The 14,392-nt window shown below is 73.9% G+C and carries 11 protein-coding genes; 1 reads left to right on the forward strand and 10 read right to left on the reverse strand.

Translation table 11 applies throughout. The features are described 5' to 3' along the window. Positions 1–277: 277 nt before the first annotated feature. The 4 genes from AB0N04_RS34410 to AB0N04_RS34425 all read right to left on the reverse strand — a co-directional run bounded on the left by AB0N04_RS34410 (position 278) and on the right by AB0N04_RS34425 (position 5,438). Positions 278–1,648 (reverse strand): S53 family peptidase, encoded by a 1,371-nt coding sequence (locus AB0N04_RS34410; protein WP_360220731.1) that lies wholly within the window; start codon positions 1,646–1,648, stop codon positions 278–280. A 353-nt stretch (positions 1,649–2,001) separates the two neighbouring features. Beyond that, positions 2,002–2,781 (reverse strand): beta-ketoacyl-ACP reductase, encoded by a 780-nt coding sequence (locus tag AB0N04_RS34415; RefSeq protein WP_360220728.1) that lies wholly within the window; start codon positions 2,779–2,781, stop codon positions 2,002–2,004. Between the two features lie 13 nt (positions 2,782–2,794). After that, positions 2,795–3,997: an acetyl-CoA C-acyltransferase gene (locus AB0N04_RS34420; protein WP_360220725.1), complete on the reverse strand. Its 1,203-nt coding sequence runs from the start codon at positions 3,995–3,997 to the stop codon at positions 2,795–2,797. A 277-nt stretch (positions 3,998–4,274) separates the two neighbouring features. Further along, on the reverse strand, positions 4,275–5,438 hold the full coding sequence (locus AB0N04_RS34425) for an acyl-CoA dehydrogenase family protein (RefSeq protein WP_360220722.1): 1,164 nt from the start codon (positions 5,436–5,438) through the stop codon (positions 4,275–4,277). A 168-nt stretch (positions 5,439–5,606) separates the two neighbouring features. On the opposite strand from AB0N04_RS34425, the gene AB0N04_RS34430 reads away from it, so the two are divergent. Further along, entirely contained in the window at positions 5,607–6,425 is an 819-nt protein-coding gene (locus AB0N04_RS34430; RefSeq protein ID WP_360220719.1) for a TetR/AcrR family transcriptional regulator, read from the forward strand. Between the two features lie 136 nt (positions 6,426–6,561). On the opposite strand, the gene AB0N04_RS34435 is transcribed toward AB0N04_RS34430, so the two are convergent. The 6 genes from AB0N04_RS34435 to egtA all read right to left on the reverse strand — a co-directional run bounded on the left by AB0N04_RS34435 (position 6,562) and on the right by egtA (position 14,135). Further along, on the reverse strand, positions 6,562–7,665 hold the full coding sequence (locus AB0N04_RS34435; protein WP_360220734.1) for a nitric oxide synthase oxygenase: 1,104 nt from the start codon (positions 7,663–7,665) through the stop codon (positions 6,562–6,564). 414 nt (positions 7,666–8,079) lie between these two features. Further along, positions 8,080–9,504 (reverse strand): sugar porter family MFS transporter, encoded by a 1,425-nt coding sequence (locus tag AB0N04_RS34440; RefSeq protein ID WP_360220716.1) that lies wholly within the window; start codon positions 9,502–9,504, stop codon positions 8,080–8,082. A gap of 173 nt (positions 9,505–9,677) precedes the next feature. Further along, positions 9,678–10,649, reverse strand: coding sequence for an L-histidine N(alpha)-methyltransferase (egtD, locus tag AB0N04_RS34445; protein WP_360220713.1), 972 nt, complete (start codon positions 10,647–10,649; stop codon positions 9,678–9,680). A 44-nt stretch (positions 10,650–10,693) separates the two neighbouring features. Continuing rightward, positions 10,694–11,443 (reverse strand): ergothioneine biosynthesis protein EgtC, encoded by a 750-nt coding sequence (egtC, locus tag AB0N04_RS34450; RefSeq protein ID WP_360220710.1) that lies wholly within the window; start codon positions 11,441–11,443, stop codon positions 10,694–10,696. Next, a complete protein-coding gene (gene egtB / locus AB0N04_RS34455; RefSeq protein ID WP_360220707.1) occupies positions 11,443–12,795 on the reverse strand; it encodes an ergothioneine biosynthesis protein EgtB in 1,353 nt (450 codons plus the stop codon). Before egtB ends, egtC begins: the two co-directional genes overlap by 1 nt. After that, a complete protein-coding gene (gene egtA / locus AB0N04_RS34460) occupies positions 12,792–14,135 on the reverse strand; it encodes an ergothioneine biosynthesis glutamate--cysteine ligase EgtA (protein ID WP_360220704.1) in 1,344 nt (447 codons plus the stop codon). Before egtA ends, egtB begins: the two co-directional genes overlap by 4 nt. Between the last annotated feature and the right edge of the window lie 257 nt (positions 14,136–14,392).

The following is a 14,392-nucleotide window of genomic DNA, read 5'->3' on the forward strand; positions in this document are numbered from 1 at the left end:
CCATCGCGTTCTGGCGCAACGTCATGTCGGTCGGCGTGCTCGGCCCCTACGCGCTGCTGCGCCACCGCGCCGAGCTGCGCGGGATCGGACGTGCGGCGCCCCACCGGCTCCGCCGGGCGTACGGACGGCCCGGGCGGCCTGACGAGCGGGGAACGGCGAACGGATGACGGCAGACAGATGACAGCGGACAGATAACAGATGTTGAAATCTGTTATCTGTCCGCTGTTACTTGTTACCTGTTACTCGTCACCTGTCGATCGTCACCCGCGGTGCGCCGTCACCGACCGGCGATGGCGTGGACGAACTTGTTGCCGTCGATGGTGCCCAGGCCGCTGGCGAGGTCGTAGCCCTTGGCGGCGTTGTAGCCGGTGACGCCGTTCCAGCCGTTGTCCCCGTCCTTGACGTCCACGATGCCGCTCCAGTCGCTCGGGAGCAGGTTGAGGCCGTAGAGGCGCCAGTTGAGCTGGCCGAGACGGTGGCCGGCGAGCTGGTCGGCGAGGGCGACGACGCCGGAGAACAGCGGGGTGGCCTCGCTGGTGCCGCCGGTGAGGTGCCAGCCGACCGCGGTCGGGTCGTAGGACTCGTAGGTCCAGGCGGCGCCGTCGACCGCGGCGCTCATGCTGATGTCGGGCGTGCCGCGGTGGTTGCCGGTGACGTTGGCGACGCCGGCCTGGTACCACGGGCGCTCGAAGATGCCGGAGACGCCACCGCCGCCGGCGCCGTACTGGTCGTGCCAGACCTTGTCGGCCGCGGTGCGCTTGCCGCTGTCGTCCAGGGTCAGCTGGGTACCGCCGATGGAGGTGACCAGCGGGTCGGAGGACGGCCACGAGTTGACCTTGTACGGGTACAGGTCGGTGCCGTTGGCCTGCGCGTCGGTGGCGCCGTTGTCGCCGGAGGCGGCGAGCACGGTGACGTTGTGGTCCGCGGCGGCCTGGAAGGCGTAGCGCAGGTCGGTGAGCGACTTGAAGTCGCCCTTGTCGTAGCCCGGGAAGGTGTTCTCGGTGGCGCCGAAGCTCTGCGAGATGACGTCGCCGCGGCCTTCCTTGATGAGGGCCTTCTCGGCGTCCATCATCTCGGGCAGACCGGTGGTGCCCTCGGTCTCGGCGACGCCGGTCTCGACCAGGACGATGTGCGCGTCGGGGGCGACGGCGTGGGCGTACTCGACGTCCAGGGTGGTCTCGCCGGCCCAGCCGGTGTGGTCGGGGTTCTTCGGGTCGAAGACGGGGACGTTGCCCCACTTGACCACCTCGACGTTGGTGTCGGGGATGCCCCACTGCTTGTCGAAGACCTCCAGGTCGTGCTGGATGGTCGGGGAGCCGAAGGAGTCGACGATGACGATCGTGCGGCCCTTGCCGGTGACGCCCTGCTGGTACAGCGGGTCCAGGTTGTAGGCGGTCCGGTACTGCAGCGGCGAGTAGCAGTGGATGCCGATCTGGCTGACGCACTGGGTGGTGCTCAGGGGCACGGGGCGCGCCTGGGCGTTGTGGTGCCCGAAGGAGGCGGGGCGGACGTGGACGCCCGTGAGGTCGTGCGAGGGGGCGGCGGTCGCGGTGCCGACGGCCGGTACGGCGATGGTGCCGGCCGTGAGGGCGGTGGCCCCGACGGCGAGCAGAGCCAGGGCGCGGCGGAGGGTGGCGGGGCTGCCCATGGGACTCCTTGGGACGCTGGGCCCGACCTGGTCCGGTCGGGTCGGTGCGGCCATCCCATCGACTGTCGCATGATCATGCCATAGTCATTTGGTGGGGTCGTCCCACCGGACCATGGTCATGCTCGGCCACGCGAAAAGGTAAAGGCCGTCCCAGGGGAAGGTAACCGCACTCCCCGGACGGTCATGTGATGACACGTCAGCTGAAGCCCGCCGCCGCGGGCGGGCCCGCCGGGACCACCCGACGGGTCCGCCGGGACCACCCGACGGGTCCGCCGGGACCACCCGACGGGTCCGCCGGGACCACCCGACGGGTCCGCCGGGACCACCGGACGGGGCGGGCCCCGCCGCCGGGCCTACCGCGCCCCGCCGTTGACGTACAGCGTCTGCCCGCTGACGTAGGAGGCGTCCTCGCTGGCCAGGAAGGCGACCACCGACGCGATCTCCTCCGGCTGCCCGACGCGGCGCAGCGGGGTCCGGGCGGAGACCTCCTCCTGGTGCTCCTGGGCGGTGCTGCCGACCCGCTCCGCGGTGGCGGCGGTCATCGGGGTGGCGATGTACCCGGGGGCGACGGCGTTGACGTTGATGTTGAACGGCCCGAGTTCGATCGCCAGGGTCGCGGTGAGGCCCTGGATGCCGGCCTTGGCGGCCGCGTAGTTGGCCTGCCCCCGGTTGCCCAGGGCGGAGCGCGAGCTGAGCGAGACGATCTTGCCGTACTTCTGCGCCACCATGTACTTCTGCGCGACGTGGCTGCAGTTGTACGCGCTGGTCAGGTTGACCGTCAGGACGGTGTCCCAGTCGGCCTTCGGCATCTTGAAGAAGAGATTGTCGCGGGTGATCCCGGCGTTGTTGACCAGGATGTGCACCCCGCCGAGGTCCGCCGCGACCTGGGCGAACACCGCCTCCACCGCGTCGTAGTCGGCCACGTCGCAGCCGTAGGCCCGCGCGGTGCCGCCCTTGGCGGTGATCTCGGAGACCGTCCCGGCCGCCCGCTCGGCGGTGAGGTCGACGACGGCGACGACCGCGCCCTCCTCGGCGAGCCGGCGGGCGGTGGCCGCGCCGATGCCCTGCGCGGCTCCGGTGACGACGGCGACCCTGCCGGCGAAGCGGCCTTCGAACCCGTTGACTTCAGTCACTTCGGTCACTCCCTCAGAGGACGTTCTCGACGAGGACGGCGGTGCCCTGACCGACGCCCACACACATGGTGGCCAGTCCGCGCCGCGCGCCGGTGCGGCGCATCCGGTGCAGCAGGGTGGTGAGGATGCGCGCGCCGGATCCGCCCAGCGGGTGGCCGAGCGCGATGGCCCCGCCGGTCGGGTTGACCAGCTCGTCGGCCTGTTCGGGGGTGAACCCGATGCCGTCGGCGGAGGCCAGGGCCTGGGCGGCGAAGGCCTCGTTGAGTTCGGCGGTGTCCAGGTCGGCGAGCGACCAGCCGGCGCGGCCGAGCACCTTCCGGGTGGCCGGCACCGGGCCGATGCCCATGACGTCCGGGTGCACCCCGGCGGAGGCGCCGGCCACGTACCGGCCGAGCGGGCGCAGTCCGAGGTCGTGCAGCGCCTCCTCGCTGACCAGGACGAGCCCGGCCGCGCCGTCGTTCATCGGCGAGGCGTTGCCGGCGGTCACGGTGCCGCCGGGGCGGAAGGCGGGCTTGAGCCGGGCGAGCTTCTCCAGGCTGGTGTCCTCGCGGATGCACTCGTCCTGGTCGACCGTCACGCCGTCCGGGCGCTCGACCGGGATCAGCTCGGCGTCGAAGTGCCCGTCCTTGCGGGCGGCGGCGGCCCGCTGGTGGCTGCGCAGGGCGAAGGCGTCCTGGCGCTCCCGGCCGATGCCGTAGCGGCCGGCCACCTCCTCGGCGGTCTCTCCCATGCTGAGGACGCCGTGGAGTTCGGCCATCCGCGGGTTGGTCAGCCGCCAGCCGAGCCGGGTGTCGTGGGTCTCGATCCGGTGCGGCAGGGCCTCGTCGGGGCGGGGGAGGACGAAGGGGGCGCGGGTCATCGACTCGCAGCCGCCGGCCAGGACGACGTCGGCCTCGCCGGAGCCGATGGCCCGGGCGGCGAGGGTGACGGCCTCCATGCCGGAGGCGCAGAGCCGGTTGACGGTCGCTCCGGGGACGGTGTCCGGGAGGCCGGCCAGCAGGACGGCCATCCGGGCGGCGTTGCGGTTGTCCTCGCCGGCCTGGTTGGCGGCGCCCCAGTAGACGTCGTCGATGCGGGCGGGGTCGAGGGCGGGTACGTCGGCGAGCAGGGCGCGCAGCACGGTGGCCGAGAGGTCGTCCGGCCGGACGGTGGCGAGCGCTCCGCGCAGTCGGCCGATGGGTGTGCGGCGGGCTGCGGCGAAGTAGACGGGACGCACGTCGTCGGGCTCCTATCCGATGGGTCCGGTGGGAGGAACGGTCCGGTGGGGCCGATCGCTCCGGTGGGGAGGTGCGGGGTCGGGGGATGTTCGGTGCGGGGGTGTGGGGCTCTCGGGTGGGCGCGGTGTTCGGGCGGTGGGGCCCTGGACACGAGGCCCTGGACACGAGGCCCGGGACACGGGGTCCGGGCGGTGGGGCCCGGGGCTGGGCCCGGGACACGGGGTCCGGGCGGGTCGGGGCGGCGCGCCCGGGAGGGTTCCCGCGGCGCCGCGCGGGTCAGAAGGCGTTGACGCCGGTGAGGGCGCGGCCGATGAGCAGCTGGTGGATCTGACTGGTGCCCTCGTAGAGCGTCATCACGCGGGCGTCGCGCAGGTACTTGCCGACGGGGTACTCGTCGATGAAGCCGTAGCCGCCGAACACCTGGAGGGCGTTGTTGGCGGCGCGCACGGCGGCCTCGCTGGCGTGGAGCTTGGCGACGGAGGACTCGGTGGCGAAGGGCAGGCCGCGGTCGATGTGGTCGGCGACCTTCCAGGTGAGCAGCCGGGCGGCCTCGACGTCGACCGCGATGCCGGCCAGCAGTTCCTGGACGAGCTGGTGGGAGGCGATCGGCTTGCCGAACTGCTCGCGCTCGCCCGCGTACCGGACGGCGGCGTCCAGGCAGGCGCGGGCGATGCCGACGCAGCCGGCCGCGACCGACATCCGGCCCTTGGCCAGCGCGGACATCGCCACCCGGAAGCCCCGGCCGACCTCGCCGAGCCGGGCGGTGTCCGGCACCCGGACCTCGTCGAAGGCGAGTTCGGCGGTGGCCTGGCCGCGCAGGCCGAGCTTGCCGTGGATCTCGGTGCGGGTGAAGCCGGGCAGGTCGGTGGGCACGAGGAAGGCGGTGATCCCGCGGTGCCCCTGCCGGTCGGGGTCGTCGCCGCCGGTGCGGGCGAAGACCAGGGCGACGTCGGCCCAGGTGCCGTTGGTGATGAAGGTCTTGGCGCCGCTGATCAGCCAGTCCGAGCCGTCCCGGACGGCTCGGGTGGTGAGGTTGGCCGCGTCGGAGCCGGTGCCGGGTTCGGTGAGCGCGAAGCAGGCGAGCGACTCCCCGGAGGTGAGCCGGGGGAGCCAGTGCCGCTTCTGTTCCTCGGTGCCGTGGGCGTTGACCGACTTGGCGACCAGGCCGAGCGAGACCGAGACGATGCCGCGCACCGCGGAGTCGCCGCGGCCGAGCTCCTCCAGGACGAGGCAGTACGCGAGGTGGTCGCCACCGCTGCCGCCGTACTCCTCGGGGATGGTCAGGCCGAGGAAGCCGAGCCGGGCCAGCTTGCCGATGATCGCGCGGTCGACGGACTCGGCGCGGTCCCAGTCGGCGGCGTACGGGGCGATCTCGCGGTCCGCGAATTCGGCGGCTAGGTCGCGGACGGCGCTCTGCTCCTCGGACAGCTCCAGGTTCACGGTGACTCCTCCACGGCGGTTCCCGGGTTCACGGCGCCTCCCGGCCCGTAAACTAGCGCTGCAAGTTTTACGGGTGGACTGTAGCCCCGGCCGGGCCGCGCTGGGAAGGGGCACCTGCCAGAATCGGTCCCCACCCACCCGACCGGACGAACCGGAGGAGGCATCCCGATGGCCCGCCCGCGCACCCCGCTGCTCAGCCGCGAGCTGATCGTCGCCGCCGCGCTGCGGCTGATCGACGCCGAGGGCCTGGCCGCCCTCTCGACCCGCCGACTGGCCACCGAGCTCTCGGTCAGCGGGCCCTCGCTCTACAACCACGTCGCGACCAAGGACGAACTGCTGGACGCCGTGGTGGACAGCGTGATCGGCGAGGTCGACCTGTCGATGTTCGGCGGCCCGGGCGCAGCTGGCGCTGCTGGTGCCGCCGACACAGCGGCCGTCGGCGACACCGGCGACACCGGCGCCACCGGCGACACCGCCGACGGGGCCGGTCCGGTCCGGCCCGGCACCCCGCCGACCCCCTGGCCGGACGCACTGCGCGACTGGGCCCGCTCCTACCGCGCCGCGCTCGCCGCCCACCCCAACATCGTGCCGGTGCTGGCCCAGGGCCCCGGCCGGCGGCCGAACGCGCTGCGCCTGGCCGACGCCGTGTTCGGCCACCTGGTCGAGGCCGGCTGGCCGCGCGGCCAGGCCACCCGGATCGGCGCGCTGATGCGCTACTTCGTCACCGGCTCGGCGCTGGCCTCCTTCGCGGCCGGCTTCCCGGCGGACGCCGAGGTCTACGACGCGGCGGACTACCCGCACCTCGGCGAGGCGCACCGGCTGGCCGGGCACCGGGGGGCGGTGGACGAAGGGGCCTTCGAGACCGGGCTGGAGGCACTGCTCGACGGACTGGTCCTGCGCTTCGAACGCCTGCAGCGCGTGGAGCGCCCGGAGCAGCCCGAGCAGCACGGGCAGCACGAGCGCGCAGCGCGGTCCAGCGGGCGCTGACGCCCCCGGCCCGGCACCCTCACGCCGGGAGCGCCCTCACACCGGGACCGCCCTCAGGCCGGGACCGCCCTCACCCGGACCGCCGCCCTTACCGGGAGCACCCTCAGGCCGGGACGCCCTCAGGCCGGGACCGCCCTCACCAGGGCTCGCGCGGGACGAAGGCCGGGCGCAGCGACGGGTCCACCGGGTCGTAGTAGCGGTGGTAGACGGGGGTGAGGCCGCCGGAGACCGGTGGCACGATCCAGCTCCAGTCCGCCGGGGTCGGTCGCCCGAGCCGCTTCTCCTGGGCGACGTGCTTGAGGAAACGCTCCGACTCGGTGTGGTGGTCGGCGATCGTCACCCCGGCCTCCTGGAAGGAGTGCAGCACGGCGATGTTGAGCTCGATCAGCGCGCGGTCGCGCCAGAGCGTGCGGTCGCTGGAGGTGTCCAGGCCCAGCCGTTCGGCGACGGTGCCGAGCATGGCGTAGCGGTCGGCGTCGGCGAGGTTGCGGGCGCCGATCTCGGTGCCCATGTACCAGCCGTTGAACGGCGCGGTCGGGTAGCGGACGCCGCCGATCTCCAGCGTCATGTCGCTGATCGCGGGCACCGCGTACCAGCGCAGCCCGAGGTCGGCGAACCAGTCGTACGCGGGGTGGCTCAGCGGCACCTCCAGCGCGGTGTCGTCGGGCAGCCCGTACCAGTCGGGCCGCTCGCCGGGCCGCTCCTGGACCAGCAGCGGCAGCACCTCGAAGCGGTCCTCGGCGCACTTCCAGCCGAGGTCGCGGGCGCGGGCGGTCAGGGCGACGCCGGCCGGGTCGCCGACCACGGCGCCGCCGTCGCGGTGGCCGGCGTAGCGGACCAGCTGCTGGTTGAGGATGCGGGCGGCCGGGCGGCCCGGGCGGTCGGGGGCGAACACCGACACCACCGGGCGGATCCGCCCGCCGTTGCCCGCCAGCCGCAGGTGCTCGAAGCACTCGGCGGCGATGTCGTCGGCCGAACCGAGGTGGCGCAGGTCGCGCACCACCAGGCTGCGCCAGTACAGCCGGCCGATGCAGCGGGCGGCGTTGCGCCAGGCGAGTTTGGCGCCGTAGGCCAGTTCGGCCGGGGTGTGCTCGTAGGTGCCGGTGCGTTCGATCTCGTCGCGGACGGCCCGGAGCCGGTCGTCCGGGGCGCCGGCGGCGGGCTGCTCCCGGTGGAACTGCCGGATGAACTCGGCCGCCTGCTCCTGGTCGGTGAAGGGTGGCGGACCGGCGGGCGGCAGGTCGGGGGACGGCGACGAGTCGGCGCGCGGCGGGCCGGCGTGCGCCGGTTCGGTGGACAGCGGTCCGGTGGACGGAGGTGCGGTGGACGGCACTCCGACGGACGGAGGTGCGGTGGACGGCACTCCGGTGGACGACGGTGCGGTGGACGGCGACGGACCGGTGCGGCGGTCGATCACCGGCGACGGCCCCGGGGCGGTCTGCGGGTGCCCGGCCGGGGCGTGGGCGTACGGACAGGCGCCGGCGGGGGCGGCGGCTGGTCTGCGGGTGCGGAGCCGGTTGAAGATCAAGGACACATCCCTCCTGCCGATCAGGAGTACCGGAGGTGCTCGCGCCACCGCAGGGAGTGAACGATTCGGCCCCCGCACCCGCGCTCATGGCGCTAGGGTGCGGGGGCCGAAGGTCCGACTGTCGGATCAGCCCATGTCCTCCAGCCGGACGCCCTTGGTCTCCTTCATGAACTTCGCGACGAAGACGATCGACAGGGCGGCGAAGGCCGCGTACACCAGGTAGGTCGCGGACAGGTTCCAGCGCGACAGCGACGGGAACGACACGGTGATCGCCCAGTTGGCGAGCCACTGCGCGGAGGCGGCGACGGACAGCGCGGCGGCCCGGACCCGGTTCGGGAACATCTCGCCGAGCATCACCCAGACCACGACGCCCCAGGACATCGCGAAGAACAGCACGAAGGCGTTGGCCGCGACCAGCGCGACGGTGCCCTGCAGGTCGGGCAGCGAGACGTTGTCCCCGCTGCCGGTGGCCGAGGAGAACGCCCAGCCGGCCGCGCCCAGGGCGACGGCCATGCCCGCCGAGCCGATCAGCGCGAGCGGCTTGCGCCCGATCCGGTCCACCAGCAGGATCGCGACCACCGTGCCGAGGATGTTGATGACCGAGCCGACGAAGCTGATCAGCAGCGAGTTGCTCTGGTCGATGCCGACCGACTGCCACAGGATCGACGAGTAGTAGAAGATCACGTTGATGCCGACGAGCTGCTGGAAGACCGACAGGCCGATGCCGACCCAGACGATCGGCAGCAGGCCGAAGCGCCCGTCGAGCAGGTCGCGGAAGCGCGGCCGGTGGTCGGACTCGATCAGCCCCTGGATCTCGGCGATCCGGGCGTCGGCGTCGACGTCCCGGCCCTCGACGTCGGCGAGCACGGCCCGGGCGTCGTCCAGGCGGCCGGCCTGGATCAGGTAGCGCGGGGACTCCGGGATCACCGAGGCGAGCACGAAGTACACGGCGGCCGGGACGACGCAGATCCCGAGCATCCACTGCCAGGCCTCCAGGCCGAGCAGGCGGCCGCGGGTGTCGCCGCCGGCCGCGTCGGCCAGCACCCAGTTGACCAGCTGGGAGATCGCGATGCCGAGCACGATCGCGGCCTGCTGGAACGAGGCCAGCCGGCCCCGGTACCTGGTCGGCGCGACCTCGGCGATGTACGTCGGGGCGATCACCGAGGCGATGCCGATGGCGGCGCCGCCGAGGACGCGCCAGAGGGCGAGGTCCCAGGCGGAGAACGGGAGCATCGAGCCGACGGCGCTGACCGCGAACAGCAGCGCGCCCGCCTTCATCACCTTGATGCGGCCGTAGCGGTCGGCGAACCGGCCGGCCAGTGCGGCGCCGACCGCCGAGCCCAGCAGGGCGGAGGAGACGATCAGGCCGGTCACGCCGTCGCCGACGCCGAACTTCTGCTGGATCCCGGAGACGGCGCCGTTGATCACGGAGCTGTCGTAGCCGAACAGGAAGCCGCCGAGGGCGGCTGCGGCGGTGATGAAGACGACGAAGCCGAGGCGGCCGGGCGCGGAGGCCTCGACCGCCCCGGAGGGCTTCTGGGTGACGCTCACGATCTTGACTCCTGGTACTCAACACTGAGCTCGGTAGCCGAGATCGTAACCCCTTTTCGTTTAAGTCTTGTACACCGGGGCCCGATTGGCCGGTTTCGAGAATTCGTAAGGTGAACAACCAAATTGAGGTGTCCACCGGCCGGCCGGGCCGCCCCCGGATGCCGCCGCCGGCGTCACTGCGGCGCGGCCAGCGACAACCCGAACCGGCCCTCCTCGTCCGTCCACCAGTGGCTCAGCCGCAGCCCGGCCGCCGCCAGCTCGTCGGCCACCCTCTCGCGGCGGAACTTGGCCGAGACCTCGGTGCGCAGCTCCTCGCCCCGGTCGAAGTGCACCGGGAGGTCCAGCGCCGGGATCTTCACGGTCTGCGAGCGCAGCGAGCGCAGCCGCATCTCGATCCACTCCTGCTCCGGGTCCCACCGGGCGACGTGGGCGAAGGCGGACGGGTCGAAGTCGGCGCCGAGCTCGCGGTTGAGCACGTTGAGCACGTTGAGGTTGAACTCGGCGGTCACCCCGGCCGAGTCGTCGTAGGCGGAGACCAGTACGGCGGGGTCCTTGACCAGGTCGGTGCCCAGCAGCAGGAAGTCGCCCGGGTCGAGGGCGGCGCGCAGGCCGCGGAGGAAGGCGGCCCGCTCCGGGGGCAGCAGGTTGCCGAGGGTGCCGCCGAGGAAGGCGACCAGCCGGGGGCCGCCCTCCGGGGGCAGGCCGAGCCGGGCGGTGAAGTCGGCCAGCACGCCGTGCACGGCGAGCCCCGGGTACTCCGCGGCGAGCGCGGTGCCGGCCCCGGTCAGCGCGCTCTCGCTGACGTCGACCGGGACGTAGGCCTCCAGGCTGCCGAGGGTGCGCAGCGCGTCCAGCAGCAGCCGGGTCTTCTCGGAGGAGCCTGAGCCGAGCTCCACCAGGGTGTGCGCCCGGGTGGCGGCGGCGATCTCGCCGGCCCGGGCGGTCAGGATGGCCCGCTCGGCGCGGGTCGGGTAGTACTCCGGCAGCCGGGTGATCTCCTCGAACAGCTCGCTGCCCCGCGCGTCGTAGAACCACTTCGGCGGCAGCCACTTCGGTTCGGAGGTCAGACCGTGCTGCACGTCGTGGCGCAACGCGGTGCTGAAGTGGTCCGCGGGCAGCAGCCGGGTGAGATCAAAAGTGTCCATGACAGGGTGATCCTCTGTTCAGAAGATGAAGGGGGTGTGGGGGATCAGCGGCGGCGGGGGAGCGGGTGCACGGTGACGTCGCGTCCGTCCGCGAGGAGCAGCGAGCCGTCCGGGACGGCCGTCCAGTCCGGGTCGTCGTCGTAGGGCTCGGAGGCCACCACGGTGCCGAGCCCGGGCAGGGTGCGGTGGTGCAGGGTGTCGCCCCAGGTGGTCGCGGCGACGACCCGCCCGTCGGTCAGCAGCAGGTTGAGCCGGCCGGTGGTGTGCGCGGTGACGTCCGCGACGGTGTCCGCCAGCGCCTCGCCGAGACCGGACCCCGCCCGCAGCCGGTGCAGGACCAGGGCCCACAGCAGCGCCGAGTCCGAACGCGCCTCCAGCTCCAGCAGCTCGGCGGGCGGGAGCAGGGCGGCCAGCGCGTCGAGCTTGCCCGGCCAGCCCGCCACCGCGCCGTTGTGGCTGAACAGCCAGCGCTCGGCGGCGAACGGCGCGGCCGCGCTCTCGCCCGCCGCGCAGCCCTCGGTCGCCGAGCGGACCGCCGCCAGCAGGGCCCGGGTGCGGATCACCCGGGCCAGGTCGGCGAAGGCGGAGTCCGCCCAGATCGGCCCGGCCCGGCGGTAGCGTGCGGGCACCTCGTCACCGTCCGCGTACCAGCCGAGGCCGAAGCCGTCGACGTTGACCGTGCCGTGCTGCTGGGTGCGCGGCGCCCAGGACTGCCGGTGCAGCCCGTGCGGCGGGTGCACCAGCAGCTCCCGCGGCGCCACCGGCTCGCCCAGGTAGGCGATGTGGCGGCACATCAGGCCGACTCCAGGTCGCGGGCGGTGCGGAACCCGGCGAAGATCTGCCGGCGGACGGGGTAGTCCCAGTTCCGGAAGGTGCCCCGGCAGGCGACCGGCGCGACCGCGAAGCAGCCGCCGCGCAGCACCTTGTACTCCGGGCCGAAGAAGACCTCCGAGTACTCCGCGTACGGCCAGGCCCGGAACCCCGGGTAGGGGCGGAAGTCGCTGGCCGTCCACTCCCACACGTCGCCGATCAACTGCCGTGCGCCGTACGGGGACTCGCCCGCCGGGTAAGCGCCCGCCGGGGCCGGGCGCAGATGCCGCTGGCCGAGGTTGGCGTGCTCCGGGCCGGGCGCTCCGTCACCCCACGGGTAGCGGCGGGAGCGACCGCCGACCGGGTCGTGCCGGGCGGCCTTCTCCCACTCCGCCTCGGTCGGCAGCCGCCGCCCGGCCCACCGGGCGTACGCGTCCGCCTCGTACCAGCTGACGTGCAGCACCGGCTCGTCCGCGGGGACCGGCTCCACCGTACCGAAGCGGCGGCGCAGCCACTGGCCGTCCTCGAACCGCCAGAACAGCGGGGCGCTCAGGTCGGCGCGCCGGCGGTGCTCCCAGCCCTCGGGGGTCCACCAGCGCGGCTCGTCGTAGCCGCCGTCCGCGATGAACCGCTGGTACGCGCCGTTGGTGACCGGCGTGGTGTCCAGCAGGAAGGCCGGCAGGTCGACCACGTGCGCCGGGCGCTCGTTGTCCAGCGCCCACGGCTCGGTGTCCGTGCCCATCGTGAACGGGCCCGCGGGGACCAGCACCTCGGCGGGCAGCGCGGCCGCGTCCGCCGGGGCGGGCGGCGGTGCGGGGGCGGCCAGCGCGGGCTCGCCCAGGCGCAGCTGATGGGTGATCAGCATCGTCTCGTCGTGCTGCTGCTCGTGCTGGGCGATCATCCCGAAGGCGAACCCGGCGTCCAGCAGCGGCGCGCCCTCCAGCGGACTGGCGGCCAGCAGGTCGAGCACCCGGCCGCGCACGTCGTGCGCGTACGCCCGCGCCTCGGCGGGCGGCAGCAGCGGCAGGCTCGGCCGCTCGGCCCGGGGGTGCTGGAAGGCGTCGTACAGCGGGTCGATCTCCGGGTGCATCGGGTCGCGGCCGCCGACGTTGCGCAGCAGCCAGAGCTCCTCCTGGTTGCCGATGTGCGCGAGGTCCCACACCAGCGGGGACATCAGCGGCGAGTGCTGGGCCGTGAGGTCGGCGTCCTCGACGCAGTCGGTCAGCGCGGCGGTCCGGGCCCGGGCGGCCAGCAGTTCGGCGGCGATCGCCTCGCGCAGCGCCTCGGTGCCCGCCACCGGGTCGGCGGGCGCGGCGGGGGGTCGGACGTCGGTCATGGTGCGGCCTCCTCCGGGAGGGTGTGTCGGGTGCCGGAGCGCAGGGCGTCCAGCTGGTCGTCGGCGGGGCAGCGGCCGCGCGCGGGGTAGCGCTCGGCGAACTCGGCGACGGCGGTGCGCAGCCGTCCGGCGTCGGGCAGCCGGCCCAGCGCGGCGTCGGCGGCGGCGAAGCAGGCCAGGGTGGCGCGGCGCAGCTCGGGGTCGGAGGTGGCCAGCGTGGCGGCCCGGCGCCAGGCGTCGCTGCGCGGCGGACGCGGACCGTCGGCGCGCTGCAGCGGCTCCAGGGCGGCCAGCGCGGCGTCCGCGGCCACCGGGTCGTCCAGCAGCGCGGTGACGAGGGCGGCGGGCACCACCCAGCCGTCGCCGGGCTGGGCGTCGATCATCCGCAGCTCCAGATGGCCGCGCGGGCGCACCGGCGGGAACAGGGTGGTGCGGTGGTAGTCCAAGTCGGCCAGCGTGGGCGGGCGTTCGCCGCCGCCGCGGACCCAGTCGCGGAAGGTCAGTCCGGGCGGGGCCGTCCAGGGCAGGCCCTCGGGCCGGCGCATGCACAGCACCTCGGCGTCGAGCACGTACTGCGCCCAGGCCTCGCCGGGGTCGCCGTGGTCGGGTTGCGGGGCGAGCGTGCGGCTCGGGTCCATCCGGGACCAGACGGTCTGCCGGGTCGACCGGTGGCCGGTCGGCTTCCCGTCCAGCAGCGGGGAGTTGGCGAAGGCGGCGACCAGCACCGGGCCCAGCCGGTGGGTCAGCAGCCAGCGGCGCCGCACCGCGTGCGGGCCGTCCGTGTCACCGGCGTCCACGCACACCTGCACCGACGCCGTGCCGGTCATCATGATCCGGCCCCAGGGCCCGGCCGAGTCGAAGAAGCGCTCCATCGCGAGGTATCGGGGGTGGTCCAGCACCATCCGGCGCGGCCGGGCGAGGGGGTCCGTCCCGGTGCCGGTGAGGCGCAGGCTCTGCGCCGCGAAGGCGGCCCGCAGGGCGGTCATGTCGCGTCGGGTGTCCTCGACGCAGGCCACCAGGCCGGTGGCGGGCGGGGAGCTGAGCTCGACCTGCCCGCCGGGTTCGAGCGTCAGGCGCGAACCGGAGGGGAGCGAGGTGCCGTCGGGGCCGCCGAGCGGCATCGACGCCAGTGCGTCACGCAGGAGTTCCGGCCGTACGGGCCGGGTGGGACATCGGTCGTCGTGGACGAACCACTCGACCTCGACCCCGACCAGGCGGGGCGGCCCGATCTTGAAGCAGACGCCCGCCACGTGGCTTCGCGCCCCCGACTCGGTCAGCGGGGTCACCCCCGTCGGGGGCGGCTGCGGGCTCTGCCGCTCGGGCTGAGTGGAGTGGGACATCGGTATCACCGGACTCACCATCCTCGGGATCACGATTGCGGCCCGGTCTACCCTGCCCAGTCTGCTACGGAGCATGCGGGGACGCTCCGCAAATATCGGGTGAACGTTCGTTTCCGCAGGTCAGGGGTGTGGCGATCGGGTGAATCCGGGATTCCGGGCGGTTCGCGGCAGGCCCGCGGCAGGCCCGTGACGGGCTGCGCGCCGGGTTTCGCGCCGGGTTTCGCGCCGGGGTTCACGGCAGGTCCGCGACGGGTTTC

This window comes from Kitasatospora sp. NPDC051702, from assembly GCF_040681575.1.
Taxonomy (GTDB): domain Bacteria; phylum Actinomycetota; class Actinomycetes; order Streptomycetales; family Streptomycetaceae; genus Kitasatospora.